Annotated in this window: 18 protein-coding genes; 5 read left to right on the top strand and 13 right to left on the bottom strand. The window is 54.3% G+C overall.

Annotated features, from left to right (window positions below; genetic code table 11):
- Positions 1–413: 413 nt before the first annotated feature.
- Entirely contained in the window at positions 414–2,756 is a 2,343-nt protein-coding gene (gene arcB / locus ED901_RS01675) for an aerobic respiration two-component sensor histidine kinase ArcB (RefSeq protein ID WP_056776351.1), read from the bottom strand.
- A gap of 870 nt (positions 2,757–3,626) precedes the next feature.
- Between arcB and gltB the strand changes: the two genes are divergently transcribed.
- Together gltB and ED901_RS01685 are read left to right on the top strand one after the other, a co-directional pair.
- Complete coding sequence (gene gltB / locus ED901_RS01680) at positions 3,627–8,084, top strand: glutamate synthase large subunit (RefSeq protein WP_056776347.1); 4,458 nt, start codon at positions 3,627–3,629, stop codon at positions 8,082–8,084.
- A 9-nt stretch (positions 8,085–8,093) separates the two neighbouring features.
- A complete protein-coding gene (locus ED901_RS01685; protein ID WP_056776343.1) occupies positions 8,094–9,512 on the top strand; it encodes a glutamate synthase small subunit in 1,419 nt (472 codons plus the stop codon).
- 65 nt (positions 9,513–9,577) lie between these two features.
- Here ED901_RS01685 and ED901_RS01690 read toward each other — a convergent pair whose 3' ends face one another.
- From ED901_RS01690 to zapE, 10 genes are all read right to left on the bottom strand, one after another.
- Positions 9,578–10,453, bottom strand: a complete 876-nt coding sequence (locus ED901_RS01690; RefSeq protein ID WP_122094438.1) for an N-acetylmannosamine kinase — start codon at positions 10,451–10,453, stop codon at positions 9,578–9,580.
- Positions 10,450–11,139 (bottom strand): N-acetylmannosamine-6-phosphate 2-epimerase, encoded by a 690-nt coding sequence (locus ED901_RS01695; protein ID WP_056776336.1) that lies wholly within the window; start codon positions 11,137–11,139, stop codon positions 10,450–10,452. The genes ED901_RS01690 and ED901_RS01695 overlap by 4 nt, the downstream gene beginning before the upstream one ends.
- An 18-nt stretch (positions 11,140–11,157) precedes the next feature.
- Positions 11,158–12,648 (bottom strand): MFS transporter, encoded by a 1,491-nt coding sequence (locus ED901_RS01700; RefSeq protein ID WP_122094440.1) that lies wholly within the window; start codon positions 12,646–12,648, stop codon positions 11,158–11,160.
- An 89-nt stretch (positions 12,649–12,737) separates the two neighbouring features.
- A complete protein-coding gene (gene nanA, locus ED901_RS01705; RefSeq protein WP_122094442.1) occupies positions 12,738–13,637 on the bottom strand; it encodes an N-acetylneuraminate lyase in 900 nt (299 codons plus the stop codon).
- Between the two features lie 181 nt (positions 13,638–13,818).
- On the bottom strand, positions 13,819–14,601 hold the full coding sequence (locus tag ED901_RS01710) for a transcriptional regulator NanR (protein ID WP_122094444.1): 783 nt from the start codon (positions 14,599–14,601) through the stop codon (positions 13,819–13,821).
- A 178-nt stretch (positions 14,602–14,779) separates the two neighbouring features.
- Positions 14,780–15,274, bottom strand: a complete 495-nt coding sequence (gene sspB / locus ED901_RS01715; RefSeq protein WP_056776320.1) for a ClpXP protease specificity-enhancing factor — start codon at positions 15,272–15,274, stop codon at positions 14,780–14,782.
- A 3-nt stretch (positions 15,275–15,277) separates the two neighbouring features.
- Positions 15,278–15,919 (bottom strand): stringent starvation protein SspA, encoded by a 642-nt coding sequence (gene sspA, locus ED901_RS01720; RefSeq protein WP_056776315.1) that lies wholly within the window; start codon positions 15,917–15,919, stop codon positions 15,278–15,280.
- Between the two features lie 380 nt (positions 15,920–16,299).
- Positions 16,300–16,692 carry a 30S ribosomal protein S9 gene (rpsI, locus tag ED901_RS01725; RefSeq protein WP_056776311.1) on the bottom strand — a complete coding sequence of 131 codons (393 nt, stop codon included), beginning with the start codon at positions 16,690–16,692 and terminating at the stop codon, positions 16,300–16,302.
- Positions 16,693–16,708: 16 nt separating this feature from the next.
- Positions 16,709–17,137, bottom strand: a complete 429-nt coding sequence (rplM, locus tag ED901_RS01730) for a 50S ribosomal protein L13 (protein WP_013577239.1) — start codon at positions 17,135–17,137, stop codon at positions 16,709–16,711.
- A 318-nt stretch (positions 17,138–17,455) separates the two neighbouring features.
- Positions 17,456–18,592, bottom strand: a complete 1,137-nt coding sequence (gene zapE, locus ED901_RS01740) for a cell division protein ZapE (protein WP_122094446.1) — start codon at positions 18,590–18,592, stop codon at positions 17,456–17,458.
- A 285-nt stretch (positions 18,593–18,877) separates the two neighbouring features.
- Between zapE and zapG the strand changes: the two genes are divergently transcribed.
- From zapG to degS, 3 genes are all read left to right on the top strand, one after another.
- Positions 18,878–19,279 carry a Z-ring associated protein ZapG gene (zapG, locus tag ED901_RS01745; protein WP_056776302.1) on the top strand — a complete coding sequence of 134 codons (402 nt, stop codon included), beginning with the start codon at positions 18,878–18,880 and terminating at the stop codon, positions 19,277–19,279.
- A 161-nt stretch (positions 19,280–19,440) separates the two neighbouring features.
- Positions 19,441–20,808, top strand: coding sequence for a serine endoprotease DegQ (gene degQ, locus ED901_RS01750; protein ID WP_122094448.1), 1,368 nt, complete (start codon positions 19,441–19,443; stop codon positions 20,806–20,808).
- Between the two features lie 87 nt (positions 20,809–20,895).
- The gene (degS, locus tag ED901_RS01755) at positions 20,896–21,963 is read left to right on the top strand and encodes an outer membrane-stress sensor serine endopeptidase DegS (RefSeq protein WP_056776293.1); all 1,068 of its coding nucleotides are present in this window, start codon (positions 20,896–20,898) and stop codon (positions 21,961–21,963) included.
- A gap of 75 nt (positions 21,964–22,038) precedes the next feature.
- Here the strand turns inward: degS and murA are convergent, their stop codons facing one another.
- Both murA and ibaG read right to left on the bottom strand, forming a co-directional pair.
- The gene (gene murA / locus ED901_RS01760; protein ID WP_122094450.1) at positions 22,039–23,298 is read right to left on the bottom strand and encodes a UDP-N-acetylglucosamine 1-carboxyvinyltransferase; all 1,260 of its coding nucleotides are present in this window, start codon (positions 23,296–23,298) and stop codon (positions 22,039–22,041) included.
- Between the two features lie 70 nt (positions 23,299–23,368).
- Positions 23,369–23,623, bottom strand: coding sequence for a BolA family iron metabolism protein IbaG (gene ibaG / locus ED901_RS01765; RefSeq protein ID WP_056776285.1), 255 nt, complete (start codon positions 23,621–23,623; stop codon positions 23,369–23,371).
- Positions 23,624–23,728: the final 105 nt, after the last annotated feature.

The raw sequence follows: 23,728 nt of genomic DNA on the forward strand, positions 1-23,728 counted from the left end.
CACTTTCACGCATACACCATGGTTTACAGTAAGTTGCCGCGGGTTCCGTGCGGTGTATTCAGGGGGATTACGCACAGTTTTTGTAGAAAAAACCAGCAAATCGCCGTCTGAATTTTCACGAACATAAGCAAAATTGCATGCCGTCATAACGTCATCAACAACCTTCATTTGTATTCTCTCAAAAATCCTGCGATAAAGACTTGATGTTTTGTATAGACAAAGACTAATCTACATCACAGTTTTTAATGAATGTTGTAACAGTTCAGCTTATATTTGTTATGTTGATGGCTACAGGATGTATTAGACTTACCCTGAATTCCAAGACCTGCGAAATCCAAACCCTAACAACTATCGTGGGTTACCATTTTCCCTGGTGTTGGCGCAGTATTCGCGCACCCCGGCTTCGGCTGGGGTTATTTTTTTTCAGCGTTTGAAGTCCATTCACGCAGCACCTGAATATCATTTCGCCACTCCGCCTTCAGCTCATCAATCCATTCCTGAACGTTATCCCACCAGGCCGGCAATGTTGGCGTTTGAATTTGTTGCGCCAGTTGCTGTAAATGCTTCAGACCGACAGAACCCGCTGCACCTTTGATTTTATGCCCTTCTTCGGCAATGCCTTTCTGGTCACGCGCCGTCATGTTGGAATCTAATACCGCGAGATAACCCGGCATCATTTTTTCAAACATATCTGCACTCTGATAAATCAGTTGCGGGCCCACCAGGTCGATGTATTGCTCCAGCATGGCGGTATCGAGTAAAGTTTCGCTGTCTTTCATCACTGCAGGCTCCTTTTCCATCACGGATACTTCTGGCTGATGATCCCAAAACTGCTGGATCATCGCGGTCAGGGCAGAAACAGACAGCGGCTTGCTCAGCACGTCGTCCATTCCGGCGTCGAGATACTCTTTTTTGTCTTTCAGCACGTTGGCCGTCAACGCAATCAGCGGCGGCAAATGCTTACCGGCGTAATCGGTGCGTAATTTGCGGGCGATATCCAGCCCCGTCATGTCAGGCAGCTGGATATCCAGCAGAACCAGGTCGAATTCGTCGGGATCGAACATCTCCAGCGCATCATGCCCGTTCATTGCCACTTCCACGCTGTTACCCAGTTTCTCCAGCACCGAACGCGCCACAATGACGTTCAGCTCGATATCTTCCACCAGCAACACATGAAGCGCCGGCAGCGGCATCTCCTCCTCTTCATCGTCGCTTTGCGTTACCGGCGCATCCAGCGTCGGCGCACGCACCGTCAGCGTGAAGCAGGAACCCTGCCCCGGCACGCTGCTGACGGTAATATCGCCGCCCATCGCCTGCGCCAGACGCTTAGAAACGGCCAGACCGATCCCGGTTCCGGTTGCGGGTTTGCCCCCGTTACGGTCTTTCACCTGATAGTACATGGCGAAAATTTTATCCTGCTCATCCTGCGGAATGCCCATTCCCGAATCGCGCACCACGAAGCGCAGCATGTCGTTCGCTTCGTAATGGACGCTCAGCACGATTTCCCCTTCACGGGTAAATTTGACGGCGTTACCGATCAGGTTCCATAAAATCTGGCGTAAGCGCGTGCCGTCAGTGGTGATGCTGCGCGGCAAGGGTAAATCCGGATCCATGATGAATTTCAGCCCTTTCGGCTGTGCCAGAAGGCCGGAGAGGTTTTCCAGATCGGACAGGAACTCAGTGAAATCCACCGTCTGGTTATCGAGCTGCACTTTGCGGCGCTCGATTTTGTCCATTTCAATGATGTCGTTGAAGATATTGCCGAGGGTGATGGCGCTGACGTGAATGGTTTTGAGGTAGCTGTGCTGCTCTTTGTCCAGTTCTGTGTCCAGCAGGATGCGGCTCAGCCCGACGATGCCGTTAAGCGGCGTACGCAGCTCGTGGCTGATGGTCGAGATAAACGTCGTCTTTTCCCGGCTGGCGTTCTCCAGCGCGTCCTGATAGCGCTTACGCTCGGTAATATCGCGCCCGAAGCCCATCAGGCCGTGGCGTTTACCGATGCGATCGTAGAACGGCACCTTGCGCAGCTCGAAACAGGCTTTCCGCCCGTCCGGATAGACCAGCCATTGTTCATAGGTGAGGGAAACGTTGTGACGGAACACCTTCTCATCGGTTTCCACCACTTTCTCGGCGATATCGGGGGTATAGACATCGTTCGGCGTCAGACCGATCAGTTGCTTCTCGCTTTTGCCGGTGAGCAATTCCATCGCACGGTTACAGCCGGAGAATTCTTTGTCTTCGTTACGGTAATACACCAGATCTGGTGAAGCATCGAGGAAGGAGCGCAGTAACGCCGATTGCTGACTCAGTTCGATCTGCGCCTGTTCACGATGATGCATTTCGAGTTTCAACTTATCGACCACGGCCAGACGCGCTTCTTCTGCTTTGACGCGGTCAGCAATTTCCTGATTCAGCTGGGTAATATTGTCTTTCAGCTGCTGATTCAGTTCGAGATCGCGATGACGCATCTCTTCAAGCTTATCGACCAGACGGGTGAGACGCTGACGCGACTCCTCGAGCTGCTCCACCACCACCGACAGAAAGTACACGGCCCAGGGGGTGATCAGTAATCCAAAGAAAATGGACCGGACGACGTCGATACTTTCCACCTGACCACGCAACAGCATGGTCACCGCCATCTGAACAATCATCGCCAGCACCACCAGCGCAGAAGCCAGAAGCAGTGAGAATCTCACCAGCCCCAGTTTGACCATCAGATCGACATAATACTGCGCTAAAACCCGGATTTGCTTCATAACGGTTCCCTTAAAACGAAGTCGACTGAATCATACCGCAAAACCTTGCCGGGGTGAGCGCGGGGCGGTATTGAGCTGAAAGTTTGTGACCTGCACCGTGCAGGGGCTTACGGTGGTGCAATGCGGGAAATAAGTGCAGAGATATTGACTAATTTCTGCCGCGATATTATTAATATCGGCCGGCAATTTTCTGCCCGTTGCCAGGCCAACTGCCCTCTGGCTAACGTATTTCTCCTTTCACTCCCTAATCCTTTCCCTAAAGGCGCTGCCCGCACAGGCATAACTATTCATTATTACTGCAAATAAAGTCATTCATGACAGTATGAATAATTCTTATTACATCCGCTGCATTAGCACATTATTACGGCCCGGTTAAAAACAGTGACAAACCGCATGGGGGCTGTGTTTTGCAGTATAAAATACTGGTAAATAGTCGCCTGCCAGCATGGTGCGGAGATCTGAAGCTTTCTCCATAGTGAGTCAGCTCACACTTTACAGGCATGACCACACCGAAATTACGCCAATAAAATCACCATAATCTATATATATTTCAAATAATTAAATCCCTTTATATCACTTTTAATATAACTTAAATCGCCATTTGACCTGTCAATGCTTTCTCGCTAAGTTGGGAGTCCGCTGGAAGCAATCTCGACGGGTGAGCAACTCGTCATATTTATGCAGTAATTGAAGACTCCCTCATTAAAACAAGTCAACCACCACTTGTGAGAACCATCACGAGAGGCCTTTGACGGAGATGCCCGGGCATTCAACGCACCGCAAGAGTGCGCGAAAATGCGAGCAATCTCTGTCTATAAGTCCCCTCGCGGTTGGTGTGAGAGTCTCGCAGAGCCTGGGGAGGTTCACGTTATGTTGTACGATAAATCCCAAGAGAGGGACAACTGTGGTTTCGGCCTGATCGCCCATATAGAAGGCGAACCTAGCCATAAGGTCGTGCGTACAGCCATTCACGCGCTGGCCCGTATGCAACACCGTGGCGCGATCCTTGCTGACGGCAAGACTGGCGACGGCTGTGGCCTGCATTTACAGAAACCGGATCGGTTCTTCCGGATGATCGCCGAAGAGCGCAACTGGCGTCTGGCGAAGAACTATGCCGTCGGCATGCTATTCCTCAGCAAAGACGAAACAGAAGCGGCTGCCAGCCGCCGCATTGTTGAAGAAGAGTTGCAAAACGAAACGCTGTCCGTGGTGGGCTGGCGTGACGTTCCAACCAATCCGGACGTTCTCGGTGAAATCGCGCTTTCCTCCCTGCCCCGTATCGAACAGATTTTTGTCAACGCGCCTGCCGGCTGGCGTCCGCGTGACATGGAGCGACGCCTGTATATGGCGCGCCGCCGCATTGAGAAACGCATTCAGGATAAAGATTTCTATGTGTGCAGTTTCTCCAACGTGGTCACGATCTATAAAGGCCTGTGTATGCCTGCGGATCTGCCACGCTTCTATTTAGACCTGGCCGACCTGCGTCTGGAATCGGCGATCTGCCTGTTCCACCAGCGCTTCTCGACCAACACCGTTCCGCGCTGGCAACTGGCTCAGCCCTTCCGCTATCTGGCGCACAACGGCGAAATCAACACCATCACCGGTAACCGCCAGTGGGCGCGTGCCCGTGCGTATAAATTTAAAACACCGCTGATCCCCGATCTGCAAGATGCTGCGCCTTTCGTCAATGAAACCGGCTCCGACTCCAGCTCGCTGGATAACATGCTGGAACTGTTCCTGGCGGGCGGGATGGATCTGCTGCGCGCGATGCGTTTGCTGGTGCCGCCAGCCTGGCAGCAGAACCCGGATATGGACAACGATCTGCGTGCGTTCTTCGACTTTAACTCCATGCACATGGAACCGTGGGACGGCCCGGCCGGTATCGTGATGTCAGATGGCCGCTATGCCGCCTGTAACCTCGACCGTAACGGTCTGCGTCCGGCGCGTTATGTCATCACGAAAGACAAGCTGATCACCTGCGCATCTGAAGTCGGGATCTGGGATTATCAGCCGGACGAAGTGGTCGAAAAAGGCCGCGTCGGACCTGGCGAACTGATGGTAATCGACACCCGCAGCGGCAAGATCCATCACTCCGCTGAAACCGACAACGACCTGAAAGGCCGTCATCCTTACAAAGAGTGGATGGAGAAAAACGTTCAGCGTCTGGTGCCGTTCGAAGACCTGCCGGAAGATCAGGTTGGCAGCCGCGAGCTGGATGACACTACGCTGGAAACCTTCCAGAAACAGTTCGGCTACAGCAGCGAAGAACTCGATCAGATCATCCGCGTACTGGGTGAGAACGGTCAGGAAGCCGTCGGCTCGATGGGTGATGACACGCCATTTGCCGTGCTCTCCAGTCGTCCCCGCATTATTTATGACTACTTCCGCCAGCAGTTTGCGCAGGTGACCAACCCGCCAATCGATCCGCTGCGTGAAGCCCACGTGATGTCTCTGGCGACCAGCATTGGCCGCGAGATGAACGTGTTCTGCGAAGCCGAAGGTCAGGCGCACCGTCTGAGCTTCAAATCACCTATTCTGCTGTGGTCTGACTTTAAACAGCTCACCACGCTGGACAGCAAACACTATCGCGCGGAAACGCTGGATCTGACTTACGATCCGAGCGAACAGAACATGGAGCAGTTCGTCCAGAAACTCTGTGACGAAGGCGAGCAGAAAGTGCGCAACGGCGCCGTGTTACTGGTGCTGTCTGACCGAAATATTTCGGCCAACCGCCTGCCGCTGCCTGCGCCAATGGCCGTCGGCGCACTGCAACTGCGTCTGGTTGAGAAAAGCCTGCGCTGCGATGCCAACATCATTGTTGAAACCGCCAGCGCCCGCGACCCGCACCATTTCGCCGTGCTGATTGGTTTTGGTGCCACGGCGGTTTATCCGTATCTGGCCTACGAAACCCTGGCAAAACTGGTCGACTCTCAGGTCATCGAGAAGAAATACCGTGAAGTGATGTTGAATTACCGCAACGGCATCAACAAAGGCTTGTACAAGATCATGTCCAAAATGGGCATCTCAACCGTGGCCTCTTACCGTTGCTCCAAACTGTTTGAAGCGGTCGGTCTGGCAAAAGATCTGTGCAACACCTGCTTCAACGGCGTGGTCAGCCGTATCGGCGGTGCCGGTTATACAGATTTTGAACAAGATCTGCTGAACCTATCCAAACGCGCGTGGCTGAAACGCAAAACGCTGGATCAGGGCGGCCTGCTGAAATTTGTCCACGGTGGCGAATATCACTCTTATAACCCGGACGTGGTCACCACACTGCAAACCGCAGTGAACAGCGGTGATTACGACGATTATAAAAAATACGCCAAACTGGTTAACGAGCGTCCGGTAGCGACACTGCGTGACCTGTTGAAAGTGACACCAAAAGGCCAGCCAATCCCGGTGGATCAGGTGGAACCGGCCGAAGGCTTGTTTACCCGCTTCGATACCGCGGCGATGTCTATCGGTGCGTTAAGCCCGGAAGCGCATGAATCTCTGGCCGAAGCGATGAACAGCATCGGCGGACGTTCTAACTCCGGCGAAGGCGGCGAAGATCCGGCGCGTTACGGCACCAATAAAGTGTCCCGTATTAAGCAGGTCGCTTCCGGTCGTTTCGGTGTAACACCGGCGTACCTGGTGAATGCTGACGTTATTCAGATCAAAGTCGCACAAGGTGCAAAACCAGGCGAAGGCGGCCAGTTGCCGGGTGACAAAGTGACGCCGTACATCGCGAAACTGCGTTATTCCGTGCCGGGCGTGACCCTGATTTCTCCACCGCCGCACCACGATATCTATTCTATCGAGGATCTGGCGCAGCTGATTTTCGACCTGAAACAGGTCAACCCGAAAGCCATGATTTCGGTGAAGCTGGTTTCTGAACCGGGCGTCGGCACTATCGCCGTCGGCGTGGCAAAAGCCTATGCGGATCTCATCACCATCGCCGGCTACGATGGCGGCACCGGCGCAAGCCCGCTGTCTTCGGTGAAATACGCCGGTTGTCCGTGGGAACTGGGTCTGGTGGAAACACAGCAGGCACTGGTCGCCAACGGCCTGCGTCATAAAATCCGTCTGCAGGTAGATGGCGGCCTGAAAACCGGCCTCGACATCATCAAAGCGGCGATTCTGGGCGCAGAAAGCTTCGGTTTCGGTACCGGCCCTATGGTCGCACTGGGCTGTAAATACCTGCGTATTTGCCACCTGAATAACTGCGCAACCGGCGTGGCAACTCAGGACGATAAACTGCGTCGCAACCATTATCACGGCCTGCCAGAACGCGTAGTGAACTACTTCAAGTTCATCACGCAGGAAACCCGTGAAATCATGGCCGAACTGGGCGTGAGCCAGCTGGTCGATCTGATTGGTCGTACCGATCTGCTGACCGAGCTGGATGGCTTCACCGCCAAACAAAACAGTCTGGATCTTTCTGCGATGCTGGCAACCGCCACGCCGCATGAAGGCAAAGCGGTGTACTGCACCGAAAGCAACCCGGCGTTCGATAAGGGTCAGCTGAACAAAGACATTCTGGAGCAGGCTGCGCCGCACATCGATTCCAAGCAGAGCAAAGCGTTCTACTTCGATATCCGCAACACTGACCGCTCCGTCGGCGCTATGTTGTCTGGTGCGATTGCTGAGAAACATGGCGATCAGGGTATGGCGGCAGATCCGGTGCGCATTAACTTCAACGGCACCGCGGGCCAGAGCTTCGGCGTCTGGAACGCAGGCGGCGTCGATTTGATGCTGACCGGCGACGCGAACGACTACGTGGGCAAGGGCATGGCCGGTGGCCGCATCGCCATCCGTCCACCAATAGGTTCAGCGTTCCGCAGCCACGAAGCCAGCATCATCGGTAACACCTGTCTGTACGGCGCTACCGGCGGCAAAATGTTTGCAGCGGGCCGTGCGGGTGAACGTTTCGCCGTGCGTAACTCCGGTGCCATCACCGTGGTTGAAGGCATTGGCGATAACGGTTGTGAATACATGACCGGCGGTATTGTGTGTGTGCTCGGTCGTACCGGCGTCAACTTCGGCGCAGGCATGACCGGTGGCTTCGCTTACGTTCTTGATGAAGACGGCGAATTCCGCAAACGCGTTAACCCGGAACTGGTTGAAGTCCTGGAAGTGGCCGATCTGGCTATCCATGAAGAGCATCTGCGCGGTTTGATCATCGAACACGTACAGTTGACCGCCTCGGCCCGTGGTGAAGAAATTTTGGCGAACTGGCCTGAATGGGCAGCGAAATTTGCTCTGGTTAAACCGAAGTCCAGTGATGTCAAAGCATTGTTGGGTCACCGTAGTCGTTCCGCAGCTGAGCTGCGGGTACAAGCGCAGTAAGAGGTTAAGATGAGTCAAAACGTTTATCAATTTGTCGACTTACAGCGTGTTGATCCGCCTAAAAAAGCGCTGAAGATCCGTAAAATTGAGTTTGTGGAAATTTACGAGCCGTTCTCAGCAACTCAGGCTGCATCACAGGCAGACCGCTGTCTGTCCTGCGGTAACCCTTATTGCGAATGGAAATGCCCGGTTCACAACTACATTCCGAACTGGCTGAAACTGGCAAACGAAGGTCGCATCATGGAAGCCGCCGACCTCGCGCACCAGACCAACAGCCTGCCGGAAGTCTGCGGACGCGTTTGTCCTCAGGACAGACTGTGCGAAGGTTCCTGTACCCTGAACGACGAGTTTGGTGCGGTGACCATCGGTAACATCGAGCGCTACATCAGCGATAAAGCCATCGAAATGGGCTGGCGTCCGGATATGTCTCACGTGCATCCTACCGGCAAGCGCGTGGCGATTATCGGCGCAGGTCCGGCAGGTCTGGCTTGTGCTGACGTCCTGACCCGTAACGGTGTGAAAGCAGTGGTTTACGATCGCCATCCGGAAATCGGCGGCCTGCTGACTTTCGGTATTCCGGCCTTCAAGCTGGAAAAATCGGTGATGACCAAGCGTCGCGAAATCTTCACGGAGATGGGGATCGAATTCCAGCTCAATACTGAAGTCGGCAAAGACATCACCATCGACGCCCTGCTGGCAGAATATGATTCTGTGTTCCTCGGCGTCGGGACTTATCAGTCCATGCGCGGTGGTCTGGCGAACGAAGATGCGCCGGGCGTGTACGATGCCCTGCCGTTCCTCATCGCCAACACCAAGCAACTGATGGGTTACGATGACAGTCAGGAAGAGCCTTACGTGACGATGGATAAGAAGCGCGTGGTGGTGCTCGGCGGTGGTGACACCGCGATGGACTGTGTGCGTACGTCAATTCGTCAGGGCGCAACGCATGTGACCTGCGCGTACCGTCGTGATGAAGAGAACATGCCGGGCTCACGTCGTGAAGTGAAGAATGCGCGCGAAGAAGGGGTGGATTTCAAATTCAACCTGCAACCGCTGAGCATTGAACTGAACGATTCAGGCCGCGTCTGTGGCGTGCGTATGGCGCGTACCGAACTTGGCGCACCGGATGCTCATGGCCGCCGTCGTGCAGAAATCGTCGCGGGTTCCGAACATGTGATGGAAGCCGATGCCGTGGTGATGGCGTTTGGTTTCCGCCCTCACAAAATGGAATGGCTGGCAGCGCACGATGTTGAGCTGGATACTCAGGGCCGCATTCTGGCGCCTGAAGGCAGCGACAACGCCTTCCAGACCAGCAACCCGAAAATCTTCGCCGGTGGCGATGCGGTTCGCGGATCGGATCTGGTGGTCACGGCGATTGCCGAAGGCCGTAAAGCAGCAGAAGGCATCATGAACTTCCTCGAAGTCTGACCCACTCTGTCATGAAAACGGGGCTGCCAGCGATGGCAGCCCCGTTGTTTTTGAGCGGGCTGAAACTAAAACGTCATCTCCTGCGCCAGCAAGGCGGCACCCCGCAAACCGGCATCGTGCTGATGTTTTGCCATCAAAAGCGTGACACGGTAAACCTCCGGCTCTTCATTAAGAAACGTTTTCACCTGCGCCAAATAGCCTTCCGCCAGACCAATACTTCCGCCCAAAACCACACACTGACAATCCGTCGCTACTTTGATATCCGCGATTAATCTTGCCAGCACCCTGGCTGAACGCTGGATCAATGCCCCCGCTTGCGGATGCCCTGCCGCCGCATGAGCGAAAATCTGTTTGGCAGTGCAACCGGCTAAATCATCACGCGCTGCGCTGGCGATGCCTCGCCCTGACGCCATAGCCTCCACGCAACCCGTCCGGCCACAGCCACAGCGTGGCCCCTGCGGATCTGCCAGTGTGTGACCGAAATGCCCCGCCAGCCCCTGCGTTCCTGTCAGCAATTTACCCCCACTGATCATTGCGCCGCCCACACCGGTCGAGACAGTGAGAAAGACCATGTCAGTGATATCCGCCGAAAGGGCATGATATTCCGCCCACGCAGCCGCCTGCGCGTCATTGACGGCCATGCACGGCAGTTGCGTCAGCCGGGAGATCACCTCCACCAGCGGAAAATGGCTGAGGCCGCCGAGATTATCCGGGTTCAGCGCCGTGAGAACGCCCTGCCTGATGATACCGGTAGAAGCGACCGCGACCCGCTGCGCCTGTGAAACCAGCGGCGCGACCAGTTCCGCCAGCGCAGCCTGCAAGGCATCGGGCGTTTTACTGGCAGGCGTCGGGATTTCCCGCCGTCCGGTGAGAGTGAGATCGCTGCCCGCCAGCGCCGCCGCCAGCTTGGTGCCACCGATATCGATCACCAGGGTGGTCATTTCGCGACCTTCACGATTTCATCCCGGAACCACTGGCAGACATGCTCAAGGCGGGTGATTGCCGAACCGACGGTGACCGCCCACGCGCCATTTTGCATCGCCTGAGCCGCCAGCGCAGGCGCGTTATAGCGCCCTTCGGCAATCACGCGGCATCCTTCATGGCTCAGCGCTTTCACTAAGGCCAGATCCGGCTCTTCCGGTGTTTGCGCCGTGATATAACCTGACAGCGTCGTACCAATGATGTCAGCCCCCAGCCGGTGACAATCCAGTCCGTCCTGCACGCTGGAACAATCCGCCATTGCCAGCAGGTGATGCTGATGAATGCGTGCCAGCAGTTCCGCGACCGCCACCGGCCTTTCACGCTGTGTACCGTCAAACGCAATGATGCTGGCTCCTGCGCCTGCCAGCGCATCCACATCGGCCAGAAAAGGCGTGATACGCACCGGTGAATCTGGCAGGTCGCGTTTGATAATGCCGATGATCGGTACCGACACCCGTGCATGAGTGGCTCTGAGATTCTCAATACCTTCAATGCGCAGCGCCACCGCACCGGCCTGTTCTGCTGCCAGCGCCATGGCGGCCACAATATCAGGCTTATCCAGCGGGCTGCCGGGAACCGGCTGGCAGGAGACAATCAATCCGCCAGCCTGTGAAATCTGTGTATCCAGTGTTTCAAGCAATGACATATAAACTCCCTGCAAAATTCAGTTTCTGATCAATCCGCTCTTGGTGTTTTCCGGCTTTACTTTCACCGCACCGCTGAAAGGTTTGCCATCAATGGTGTCGTGCGTCCGCACGGCTTCAGGGTGGATCCAGCGCTGAACGCGTGACGGCATATCCAGCCCGATCAGCAGGATCACCACGAACGTCAGCCCGAAAGATAAGGAGGCCAGCGCAGTGCCGAGATCCAGACGCTGGGCAATCGCCACCCCGATAACCGGTGCCAGAGCGCCACCCAGCGCGCCGACGTTGTAGGTAAAGCCCAGCCCGGCCGCACGCTGTTCGGTATCGAAATAACCGCCAATCAGTTTAGGCAGAATGCCGGAGATGCCCTGACCCAACATTTGTTGCAGGAATAACAGTAATCCCAACACCCAGATATTTCCGCCGCCAATCGCAAAGACCGGAATAATAAGCAGCTGCGAGGCCAGCAGGCTGTAAACGTACGCTTTGCGCGTTCCCAGCCAGTCGCCGAGGAAACCACCCACGCAGCACCCTACCGCTGCGCCAAAGCCGCTGAAGAACAGCACATGAGCCACCAGCGTCGGTGAATAGGCCAGTTCGGTTTTCAAATACGTCGGTAACAGCGCCTGAATCGGCCACGAATAGAGGAAGGCAAAGAAGACCACGACCATCAGCGTAACGCCGGTCGGCCAGCGTTTGCCGCTACTCTGCACCATAAAGCTGATGAAGACAGCCGCACACATCAGCCCCAGTATGGCAATCACCGCGGCGCTGCCCACATCGCCGGCAAAACAGAAATACAACGCGGTGGCCGCGACAATCGTCATACCGACGTTGACGACCCGATGTTTGCCGCGATAGAGAATATCCACCATGGTTTTGGTCGGCTGCTTATGGGCGAATTTCGCCTGCCAGTCTTCCGCTTCCGGGATATTTTTACGCAGCCAGAGGGCGAAAATAATCGGCAAGATGCCGATGAAAAACAGGGCGCGCCAGCCCCAGACCGGCACCACCAGGCTGTAAACCTGCGCGGCAATCACCGCACCCACCGAGAAGCCGGAAATCAGAAATCCGCTGGCTTTGTTGCGCAAATGCTTTGGCCAGCTTTCAATAACATAGGTGGCACTTGAGCCGTATTCACCTGCCATGCCCATGCCGATAATCAGGCGTGCGAAAAACATCACCGTGAAGCCCGGCGCAAAACCGCAGGCGAGCGTCCCGACAGAAAACAACACGATACTGGTGATCATCGCCAGTTTGCGACCATAACGGTCGCCCATGGCGCCAAGCAGTAATCCGCCAAACCAGCGGGAGATGAACGCCGCAGAAATGAGACTCGCCGCCTGAACGCCGGTCAGGTCGAACTCGCTTTTAATTTCTGTCAGCACTAAGGCGATCAGAACAAAATCAAAACCATCCAAAAGGTAGCCAATCCAGGCGGCCGAAAATGCTTTCCATTGCGGTTTAGTCAAATGGCGAAACCATGAGATCTGTCGGGCATTGTTACGCATAAATCACCCCCGGGGCGGGTTTGCATCAACCCGCCCTTTGGTAAGGACTGATAAAGAATTGTTGATGCCGGAAAGCCCGGCATCAGGCGTCAGAACGCGCTACGTTCTGCCTGAAGTTGTGCCGCCAGCGCTTTAAGCGCCGGCAAATATTGCTCATCAACCGGCGCAAAAGGTTTGCGACACAGCGGCACGGCCACGATATCCATGTAATGCAGAATCGTTTTCAGGCCGCGGAAAACGCCCGTTTTTATCAGCAGGTCGATGACCTTGTTGCATTCACTTTGCAAATGCATCGCCCGCGGCACATCCCCTTCCAGCACGGCTTTTTTGATCGCCATATAGCGCCAGCCCATCACGTTATAGGTACTGCCTATTCCGCCATCGGCACCTGCCAGCAGGCCGGATGCGAAGATTTCGTCGTAACCGTTGTAGAGCACCAAATCCGGATGCGCGCGGCGGATTTTTTCCATTTCATACAAATCGCCGGAGGTTTGTTTCAGCGCGCCCACACCGGGCAGTTTGATCAGCGTGTCGATCTGATCCAGCGTCAGTTTCACGCCGCTGAGTGCCGGAATGTTATAGACCACCATCGGCAGGCCTTCGGCGGAATCCGTGACCGCACGGTAGTGGTCGCAATGTTCATTGAAGCTGAAAGGATAGTAGAACGGCGTCACGGCGGAGACGGCATCAAAGCCGTAACGGTGTGCGGCGGCGGCCAGCGTCTGGCTTTCACGGGTACTGATGGCGCCGACGTGGGCGATTAACGTCACCTTGCCCTTCGCTTCTTCCGCCACGATTTCCAGCACCTGCTCACGTTCCTGAGAGCTTTGCAGAAAAGCTTCGCCGGTAGAACCACCAACGTACAGGCCATCGATCCCCTGCTCAATATTGAAACGTACCAGACGGCGCAGGCTGTCGGTGTCCACTTGCTGTTGCTGATTAAAAGGAGTGAGCAATGCCGGCATCACGCCCCGCAGATTCTGTTTCATAAACGCCTCTTGGTTATTGGGTTATCAGGCAAGTCGATATACCTTTATACCTGTTATACCAGACCAAAAAACAAACACAATACAACGGAAGGTTCAGAATGTGATCCCGACCATAGGAAATAGTGATGGCTGATCAGAGGTGATCAAAGAGAGTGCGGGGAAGATCCCAGTTCAGAAATGATTACTTCTTCGATCCGCGCTTCGCTGATGACGCGTAATACGCCGCGAAGACGCTTTTGAGATGCGTTTTCAGCGCGGCATCGGCGGCATCAGGATCACGCGCCTCAATAGCCTTGAAGATGTCGATATGCTGCTGATAACTGAAGTTGTTATGCGCGTGCAGCTCTTCCTGAGGGACGGAAGGACGCGCCGCAATCAGCCAGTCCAGTAACGCCACATGCACGACCATGAAGATCGGGTTCGCCGGGATTTCAGCCAGTTCACGGTGGAATTCAATATCAGAGCGGATGAAAAGATCGTTGTCATCAAGCGACTGGCTGTTCATTTCCAGCGCTTTGCCCAGGCGGGCAATCTGCTCGTCGGTGGCAAATTCTGCGGCGTAACGCACCAGGCTGGATTCGAAAAACATCCGCAACTGCTCGAAATGCGCAATCCCTTCAGGGCGCGCGAGGAAGTCTGTCGCCACACCGGATAATTCACTGATGATGGTGTCAGCCGAAGGACGTGACACCCGCGCCCGCTCGCCATTGCTGATCTGCACCAGCCCTTTACGTTTAAGCGCCGCCAGCGCTTCACGAACGGAGGGGCGGCCAACGTTGAAAAATGTCATCAGTTCGCGTTCTGAAGGAAGTTGCTCACCTTCAGCAAATTCGCGCCTGCGGATCATTTGTTCCAGCTCTTCTTCCACCATGTCGGACAGCTTCTTGCGCGCAAGCGGTCGGCGACGCATCGCATGGCCGATGGTGTCTGTCGTCTCCGGGGGCTGATCGTCAAATGTGCTCATAGCGTCAGAATAAGACCTTTAAGAATGAAAGGTATGCGCGAATAATTTTGAATCATAACACAGCCATTACGCACTGGCGAAAGGAGACACAGGCAGGGACAGGCAATAAAAAACCCCGCGTATCAACGCAGGGTTTTTGTCAGGCTTTACAGAAAACCTGGGTTCATTCGACGACGTGTTACTTAACGACGCGTAATGCCGGGCGTCCACCGCGTGGTGGCGCAGGTGGCTCGTCATCAGGGCCTTCTTCCGTGACATCCGGTAAATCACCGTCAATCACTGACATAGTCGGTTCTGATGTCTCATCGTTGCTCAGGTTACCCGCGAAGGCACCTTCAGCTTCGTAAGCCGGCTCAGGCTCGAACATGGTTCCAGCCCCGTTTTCACGGGCATAAATCGCCAGTACAGCGGCAATCGGCACGAACACATTACGCGGCACACCGCCAAAGCGGGCGTTGAAACGTACATCGTCATTACCCAGTTCAAGATTACCGACGGCGCGAGGTGCAACGTTCAGAACAATTTGTCCGTCACGAGCAAACTCCATCGGAACCATGACGCCGGGCATCGTGACATCAACCACCAGGTGCGGAGTGAGCTGGTTATCGAGTAACCACTCATAAAAGGCCCGCAACAGGTAAGGCCGGCGCGGAGACATGTCGTTCATCTCCATACCTTAACCTCGTGTATGCAAACGCATTTCGCGCTCGGGTTCGGTCAGAGAAGCCAGGAATGCATCACGTTCGAATACGCGGGTCATGTAGCCTTTCAGCTCTTTAGAACCGGTACCTGACAGCTCAATACCCAGCTCTGGCAGACGCCATAACAGCGGTGCCAGGTAGCAATCGACCAGGCTAAACTCTTCGCTTTTGAAATAAGGCATGTAAGAGAAGATTGGCGCAATCGCCAGCAGCTCTTCGCGCAACTGCTTACGTGCTGCATCAGCTTCAGCAGCAGTACCTTGTTCAACCTGACGCATCAGAGAGTACCAGTCGTTTTCGATGCGGTGCATCATCAGACGGCTCTCACCACGTGCAACCGGATAAACCGGCATCAGTGGTGGATGCGGGAAGCGCTCATCAAGGTATTCCATGATGATGCGGGATTCGAACAGGGTCAGCTCACGATCGACCAGCGTTGGCACGGTGCGATAGGGGTTGAGGTCAATAAGATCCTGCGGCAGGTGATCCATCTCAACCTGCTCAATCTCGACACTGACACCTTTTTCGGCCAGTACGATACGTACTTGATGGCTAAAAATGTCGGTCGGGCCGGAAAACAGCGTCATTACCGAACGTTTGTTGGCAGCGACAGCCATGAAAACCTCCAAGTTATCTAGAATTATACAGCGAATAGCCAACTGTCAGGCTGCTATCCTGAACAATCATTTTATCGCCAGCCTGCAGTTTTTGTTCCGTAGTTTCATAGACAACCGTTGGCAGGGCGAACCCAACCAGGAAGCGCGGCAACGTCAACTGCTCGGCGAATAGGCACAAAAGTGTGTGATAGTTTACCAGATTTTACGCGTGCTGTGGGGACGGCGAGATGATTTCGTGGTGAATTGTGTGTCTGAAAATCATTAATGCCTGTTTTACACACGCTCTGGCGGAATGACGGGCATAAAAAAACCCGGTGTAGCACCGGGTTTTTGACGTTGATTTTCGTGCCGTAGCACTGTGCTGCATGAGCAGCAGAAAATTAACGCTTGGAGAACTGAGGACGACGACGTGCTTTACGCAGGCCGACTTTCTTACGTTCAACCTGACGAGCATCGCGAGTAACGAAGCCTGCTTTACGCAGTTCGCCACGCAGATTTTCGTCATATTCCATCAGTGCACGGGTGATACCGTGACGGATAGCGCCAGCCTGACCGGAGATACCACCACCTTTAACAGTGATGTACAGGTCAAATTTAGTAACCATATCGACCAGTTCCAGTGGTTGACGAACTACCATGCGGGCAGTTTCACGACCAAAGTACTGTTCCAGGCTACGCTGGTTGATTACGATGTTACCACTACCCGGTTTGATGAAAACACGAGCGGCGGAGCTTTTGCGGCGACCAGTGCCGTAGTATTGATTTTCAGCCATTGCCTATAATCCCGAATTAAATGTCAAGAACTTGCGGTTGTTGCGCCGCATGAGTGTGCTCGTTACCCGCGTAAACTTTCATTTTACGGTACATTGCACGACCCAACGGGCCCTTTGGCAACATGCCTTTAACCGCGAGCTCGATCACGCGTTCAGGACGGCGAGCGATCATCTCTTCAAAGGTCGCTTGCTTGATACCACCGATGTGGCCGGTGTGATGGTAATAAATCTTGTCGTTACGCTTGTTGCCGGTTACAGCAACTTTTTCTGCGTTCAGAACGATGATGTAATCACCAGTATCAACGTGCGGAGTGTATTCCGCTTTATGTTTGCCACGCAGACGGCGGGCCAGTTCAGTGGCCAGGCGACCTAAGGTCTTGCCGGTAGCGTCAACTACGAACCAGTCACGTTGTACGGTTTCCGGTTTAGCTGTAAAAGTTTTCATTAAAAGCTTACCCAATTAAAGTTACACGTTGGCGAACACCCGAACGCTTACTTGTTTATAAAATAAGTATTTGAGGTTCACACGACCATCGTCCAGCAAACCTACCCCTTCGAATAGCCAATGCTGGCACTTATAAAGTTTCGGGAAAAAAACTTTGTAGTAACGTGGGGTCGCAAGATTATAGAGAAGTCTCCTGCAAAAATCGAACCCTTTTTCGACAAAAAGGAAGATTTCCCTCAGGGCCGTCTGAAGGTTCGCTATCCAGGCTGTACCGGGTCTTTTATATCACAAATAGAACAAAAAATAATCAGTCAACAATCAGGGCAGATGAGGCCGCTTCAGATATTCCTCACTTTGCATCTCCTGCAGGCGCGACAGGCAGCGCTGGTATTCGAACTTCAACCGCTCGCCCTGATAAATTTCAAACATCGGCACCGCAGCGGAGATCACCAGTTTCACGTGGCGTTCATAGAATTCATCGACCAGCGCCAGAAAACGGCGGGCGGCATTCTCGCTGTCGGCTCCCATCACCGGGACGTTATGCAACAACACGCTGTGATAGATTTTCGACAGTGCGATGTAATCGAGCTGGCTGCGGGCTTCTTCACACAGCGTATGGAACTCCACCGCCAGGACGCCATCGACGGCCGCAATGGCCTGCATCGGACGGTGATTCACTTCCAGCACAGGCCGTTCATTGGCGGAGCCACTGTGGTTTCCGGTCAGTTTTCCAAGCATGGAGTGCATCGCATCGGCGGTTTGCGCTCCCGCCGGTGACAGCCACAGATTCGCCTGCGTCAGCGTGCGCAGACGGTAATCGATTCCCGCATCAACGTTAAGCACGTCGCAGTATTCTTTAATCAGATCAATGGCTGGCAGGAAGCGTGCACGTTGCAGGCCGTTACGGTACAGCAAATCCGGCGGAATGTTGGAGGTGGCGATCAGCGTAATACCACGGGCAAAAAGCGCCTGCAGCAGCGTCGCAAGCAGCATGGCATCGGTGATATCGGAAACAAAGAATTCATCGAAACACAACACATCGGTTTCAGCTTTAAAGCGGTCGGCGATCACTTCCAGCGGATCTTCCTGCCCCTGAAGCTGGGTCAGTTCCTGATGCACGCGCAACATAAAGCGGTGGAAGTGCAGTCGCAGTTTGCGATCGCCCGGCAAACTGTGGAAAAAAAGATCCATCAGCCAGGTCTTGCCTCGCCCTACTCCGCCCCACATATATAAGCCCTGAACCGGGCGTTGCGCGGTTTTTGCCGGGGCTTTGCCGAACAGGCGACCGAGCAGCCCCCCCCGGCTGGCGGGTTGATCGGTGGGCGCAATGTTGGCACTCAGCGCCTGATAAATGGCATCGAGCTGGGCGACGGCCTGCTTCTGAACGGCGTCCGGCTGGAACTCTCCGGCATCTACGGCGTTCTGATAAAGGATAAGGGGTGATTTGGGTTGCATGTTAGTTAACGTCCCTGAGAAAAAAATTTTACGTTTTTCACGTCGTTTCGCCGCTTTTTTGCCGTCTGTTCGCCGCTTTTACCCTCAGTCTGCGCGTGAAAAAAGCGTCGGACCGCGGTGATTGTGACGGCAGGATTCCACTCGGACAAGGTTAACGGTTATAGTGGAGCTATTGCATGACGAATGCGTGTGACAATTACGTTAAAACCATTGTGTAAAAAAGTTAAGTCATAAAAGTTACGTGAAAAAGCCCTGCGGGACAACGAAGTCAAAATAGGAGTCATTATGACCTGGGAGTATGCACTCATTGGATTAGTGGTCGGTATCGCAATTGGTGCGGTGGCGATGCGCTTTGGCAATCGTCAATTACGCGATCAGCAAGTGATGAAAAATGAGCTGGAGAAAAGCAAAGCAGAACTCGACGAATACCGTCAGGAACTGACAGGCCACTTTGCGCGCAGCGCAGAACTGCTCGATAACATGGCGACGGATTACCGTCAGCTTTATCAGCACATGGCGAAGAGCTCCAACAACCTGTTGCCGGACTTGCCACAGCAAGATAATCCGTTCAACTACCGTCTGACCGGTTCTGAAGCCGATAACGATCAGGCACCTGTGCAGATGCCACGCGATTACTCCGATGGTGCATCGGGTCTGCTGCGTGGCGAGCGTCCTGTTCGCAAATAACAGACGCGATTGCCCGGCCCCGCAGTTCTCCGGCGCCGGGACAAATACGGTGCATGCCCTGCGCATGCACCGTTCTCCAGACCTGACCCTTCCCGTGCTGTGAATCATCGTTCGATTGTCCGTAAAAGACGCCCATTACAGAAAGCGAGAGAGTTATCCTGATGAAGAAAAAGTCATTTTTGCTCAGTGTGTTAGCTGTTAGCCTTGGATTAACCTTCGCTTCTGCGCCGATGGTAAGTGCTGCTTTGCCAATGGCTGTACAAGGGCAACCGCTGCCAAGTCTGGCGCCGATGCTTGAAAAAGTCTTGCCCGCGGTCGTCGGCGTTCAGGTTTCCGGAACGCAACCGCCAAGCACTGACGTTCCCCCGGAATTCAAATTCTTCTTTGGTCAGCAAGATCCTGAGCCTAATCAGGGTGCACAGCCGTTCGAAGGGCTGGGCTCCGGCGTGATCATTGATGCCGCAAAAGGTTACGTTCTGACCAACAATCACGTTGTGAACAATGCGGATAAAATTACCGTCCAGCTCAACGATGGCCGCGAGTACAAGGCAAAACTGATTGGTAAAGATGACCAGTCAGATATCGCCGTGATCCAACTGATTGATGCGAAAAACCTGACGCAAATCGCAATGGCCGATTCTGATGCCTTGCAGGTCGGCGATTTCGCCGTCGCAGTAGGCAACCCGTTCGGGCTTGGGCAGACCGTCACCTCCGGTATCGTCTCGGCGCTCGGGCGCAGCGGGCTGAATCTCGAAGGGCTGGAGAACTTTATCCAGACCGATGCCTCCATTAACCGGGGGAATTCCGGTGGTGCATTGCTTAACCTGAAAGGTGAGCTCATCGGGATCAATACCGCAATCATCTCTTCTCAGGGTGGCAGCGTCGGTATTGGGTTTGCTATCCCGGTGAACATGGCGAAAAATCTGAGCCATCAGCTGATTGAGTTTGGCGAGGTCAAACGCGGCCTGCTGGGTATCCGTGGCAGTGAAATGACCCCAGAACTGGCGCAGGCCTTCAAGCTGGACAGCCAGCGTGGGGCGTTCGTCAATGAAGTGCTGCCAGATTCTGCGGCAGCCAAAGCGGGGATTAAATCCGGTGACGTGCTGATTACGTTGCAGGGTAAAACGCTCAGCAGCTTCGCAGAACTGCGCGCCAAAGTCGGTACTGCCGGCCCGGGCGTCGTGATGCAAATTGGTTTGCTGCGCGAAGGCAAACCGATGACGGTGAGTGTCACACTGGCCCAGAGCCCGGCAGTGGAAGTCAGCATCGAGAAAATCAACCCGGCCTTACAGGGCGTTACGCTCAGTGATGTGGACGCTAAGACAGGCAAAGGTGTTCAGGTCGATGACGTGAAGAAAGGCACACCGGCAGAGCAGGTGGGCCTGGAGAAAGACGATGTGATCATCGGTGTAAACCGTGAACCCATCGACAATCTGGCCGCCTTACGCAAGATCCTTGAAACCAAACCGGACCTGATCGCCCTGAGCATTCTGCGCAAAGGGCAAAATATGTACCTGCTGATGCCGTAAAGCGTTGAAAATCGGACGCAGATGCTGCTGCGTCCGATTAAGTCGTGCTATTCTTCAGTCACTTTTCATCTCGCACCCCATACACTCATGTTTGTTAAGCTATTGAGATCCGCCATTATCGGACTGATTGTTGCCGGCCTTTTGCTGGCGGCGGTCCCTATGCTGCGTAAAAAGATCACAGAACCGCTTTTTGAGCGTAACTTCAATCAAACCAGCGAAGAACCGGTCAGCTATAACGCCGGTGTACGCCACGCTGCGCCCGCGGTAGTCAATGTGTACAACCGCAACATGGGCAACAGCTCGCAAAACGAATTACAGATCCGCACGCTGGGCTCCGGCGTGATCATGAATGACAGCGGTTATATTCTCACCAACAAACATGTGATCAACAATGCCGATCAGATCATCGTCGCATTGCAGGATGGCCGGGTTTTCGAAGCATTGCTGGTCGGTTCCGACAGCCTGACTGACCTCGCGGTGCTGAAAATCAATGCCGGTAATCTGCCAGTAATCCCGATCAACCCGAACCGTAATCCGCACGTCGGCGATATTGTTATGGCGATCGGTAACCCGTACAACCTCGGCCAGACAGTGACGCAGGGCATCATCAGCGCCACGGGCCGTATCGGCCTCAGCCCATCTGGCCGCCAGAACTTCCTGCAAACCGATGCATCAATCAACCAGGGTAACTCCGGCGGGGCGCTGGTGAACTCACTGGGTGAACTGGTGGGCATCAATACATTATCCTTTGACCAGAGCAATGATGGCGCGACGCCCGAAGGCATTGGCTTTGCAATCCCGACGGCTCTTGCAACCAAAGTGATGGGCAAATTGATCCGCGACGGGCGTGTGATCCGCGGTTATATCGGCATCAGCGGACGCGAAGTTTCTCCTCTGCACGGGCCGAACAGCGGGCTGGATCGTATTCAGGGCATCGTCGTGAACGAAGTGACGGCAAACGGTCCGGCGGCGAATGCCGGTATGAAGGTCAGTGACGTGATTGTAAACGTCAATAATAAGCCTGCCGTCTCCGCGATTGAAACAATGGACCAGGTGGCAGAAATACGCCCTGGCACGGTGATCCCGGTAGAAATTATGCGTAACGGCGACAAGCTGACGCTGCACGTCACGGTGCAGGAATATCCCGACCACTGACCGCAGATATTACACAAACAAAAAAGCCGGAAAGGTTTCCCCTTCCGGCTTTTTTATTGCTTCAGGCCTGAGTTATTACTCGCCTTTAAAGCGCTCGATTTTAGCGCCCAGCTGACGCAATTTATCTTCGATACGCTCGTAACCCCGGTCGATGTGATAAATACGGTCAACCACGGTTACGCCTTCAGCGATACAACCCGCCAGAACCAGGCTGGCTGATGCACGCAGATCGGTCGCCATCACCTGAGCACCTGACAGTTTCTCAACACCATGACAAATCAGGGTGCTGCCTTCAATTTCAGCGTGAGCACCCATACGGATAAGCTCAGGCACGTGCATGAAGCGGTTTTCGAAGATTGTCTCAGTGATCACACCGGTCCCTTCAGCCACCAGATTCAGCAGGCTGAACTGCGCCTGCATGTCAGTCGGGAAGCCAGGGTGAGGCGCGGTACGGAAAGTGACGGCTTTGGCGCGTTTACCATGCATGTCCAGACTGACCCAGTCTTCGCCCACTTCGACATCGCCACCCGCTTCACGCAGTTTTGCCAGAACGGCATCCAGCGTATCAGGGCGGGCTTCGCGGCAGGTGACTTTGCCACCGGAAATCGCCGCCGCCACCAGGAAAGTCCCGGTTTCGATGCGGTCAGGTACCACGCGGTACACACCGCCACCCAGACGTGCAACGCCTTCGATGGTGATCTTATCGGTGCCTGCGCCTGTGATGTTCGCGCCCAGCGTATTGAGGAAATTGGCAGTATCGACAATTTCCGGCTCACGCGCGGCGTTTTCAATAATGGTGGTGCCTTCGGCCAGTGTCGCCGCACTCATGATGGTTACCGTCGCGCCCACGCTGACTTTATCCATCACGATGTGCGCGCCTTTCAGGCGACCATCAACAGAAGCTTTCACATAGCCTTCTTCCAGCACGATCGTTGCGCCAAGCTGTTCCAGACCGCTGATGTGCAGGTCAACCGGACGTGCGCCAATCGCACAGCCACCCGGCAGGGAAACCTGACCGCGACCAAAACGCGCGACCAGCGGACCCAGTGCCCAGATGGAGGCACGCATAGTTTTCACTAAGTCGTACGGCGCACAAAACTCATTCACACCGCTGGCATCAACGAACACAGAACCGTTGCGTTCAATTTTGGTACCCAACTGACCGAGCAGTTTGATCGTGGTATCGATGTCTTTCAGATAAGGAACGTTCTGAAGTTCAACCGGCTCTTCAGCAAGCAGTGCGGCAAACAAAATAGGAAGTGCTGCATTTTTTGCACCAGAGATGGTGACTTCGCCACTTAAGCGAGTCCCACCCTGTACACGGAATTTATCCATTGTGACTGCTCTCTTTTATGAGGTTCAAATACAAGTCAAAGACGAGGAAGCTGCCGGATGCCCGACAGTCTTATAACCCACTCAGTTTACGGTCACGCGCCCATTCTTCAGGGGTATACGCCTTGATAGACAGTGCATGAATTCGATTGTCGGCGATGTATTCCATCAGCGGGGCGTAAACGGTCTGCTGTTTTTTCACGCGGCTCATGCCATCAAACATCGCACCAACGACAATGGCCTGAAAATGACTGCCATCGCCAGTAATGTGTGCTTCTTCCAGTGCCAATGCGTTCATCAGCACGTCTTTAATTTCATTCGTTTCCATAGGGATCAATTCTTCTGAAGGATCATAACAGCCCGGTATCTTATAGGGATCGGGGCAAATCTTAAACCACGAAAAAGCCCCTGAGGAAGAGTTTCGCACAGGGGC

It is taken from the genome of Rahnella sp. Larv3_ips, from assembly GCF_003697865.1.
Lineage (GTDB): Bacteria > Pseudomonadota > Gammaproteobacteria > Enterobacterales > Enterobacteriaceae > Rahnella > Rahnella rivi.

What these genes read in the sequence shown, in the direction of transcription:
- nanA (WP_122094442.1), bottom strand. Translation starts at nt 13,637, where the DNA reads ATGAAACAGAATCTGCGGGGCGTGATGCCGGCATTGCTCACTCCTTTT.
- rplM (WP_013577239.1), bottom strand. Translation starts at nt 17,137, where the DNA reads ATGAAAACTTTTACAGCTAAACCGGAAACCGTACAACGTGACTGGTTC.
- rpsI (WP_056776311.1), bottom strand. Translation starts at nt 16,692, where the DNA reads ATGGCTGAAAATCAATACTACGGCACTGGTCGCCGCAAAAGCTCCGCC.
- ED901_RS01685 (WP_056776343.1), top strand. Translation starts at nt 8,094, where the DNA reads ATGAGTCAAAACGTTTATCAATTTGTCGACTTACAGCGTGTTGATCCG.
- ED901_RS01690 (WP_122094438.1), bottom strand. Translation starts at nt 10,453, where the DNA reads ATGACCACCCTGGTGATCGATATCGGTGGCACCAAGCTGGCGGCGGCG.
- murA (WP_122094450.1), bottom strand. Translation starts at nt 23,298, where the DNA reads ATGGATAAATTCCGTGTACAGGGTGGGACTCGCTTAAGTGGCGAAGTC.
- zapG (WP_056776302.1), top strand. Translation starts at nt 18,878, where the DNA reads ATGACCTGGGAGTATGCACTCATTGGATTAGTGGTCGGTATCGCAATT.
- sspA (WP_056776315.1), bottom strand. Translation starts at nt 15,919, where the DNA reads ATGGCTGTCGCTGCCAACAAACGTTCGGTAATGACGCTGTTTTCCGGC.
- zapE (WP_122094446.1), bottom strand. Translation starts at nt 18,592, where the DNA reads ATGCAACCCAAATCACCCCTTATCCTTTATCAGAACGCCGTAGATGCC.
- arcB (WP_056776351.1), bottom strand. Translation starts at nt 2,756, where the DNA reads ATGAAGCAAATCCGGGTTTTAGCGCAGTATTATGTCGATCTGATGGTC.
- degQ (WP_122094448.1), top strand. Translation starts at nt 19,441, where the DNA reads ATGAAGAAAAAGTCATTTTTGCTCAGTGTGTTAGCTGTTAGCCTTGGA.
- ibaG (WP_056776285.1), bottom strand. Translation starts at nt 23,623, where the DNA reads ATGGAAACGAATGAAATTAAAGACGTGCTGATGAACGCATTGGCACTG.
- gltB (WP_056776347.1), top strand. Translation starts at nt 3,627, where the DNA reads ATGTTGTACGATAAATCCCAAGAGAGGGACAACTGTGGTTTCGGCCTG.
- degS (WP_056776293.1), top strand. Translation starts at nt 20,896, where the DNA reads ATGTTTGTTAAGCTATTGAGATCCGCCATTATCGGACTGATTGTTGCC.
- ED901_RS01695 (WP_056776336.1), bottom strand. Translation starts at nt 11,139, where the DNA reads ATGTCATTGCTTGAAACACTGGATACACAGATTTCACAGGCTGGCGGA.
- ED901_RS01700 (WP_122094440.1), bottom strand. Translation starts at nt 12,648, where the DNA reads ATGCGTAACAATGCCCGACAGATCTCATGGTTTCGCCATTTGACTAAA.
- sspB (WP_056776320.1), bottom strand. Translation starts at nt 15,274, where the DNA reads ATGGAGATGAACGACATGTCTCCGCGCCGGCCTTACCTGTTGCGGGCC.
- ED901_RS01710 (WP_122094444.1), bottom strand. Translation starts at nt 14,601, where the DNA reads ATGAGCACATTTGACGATCAGCCCCCGGAGACGACAGACACCATCGGC.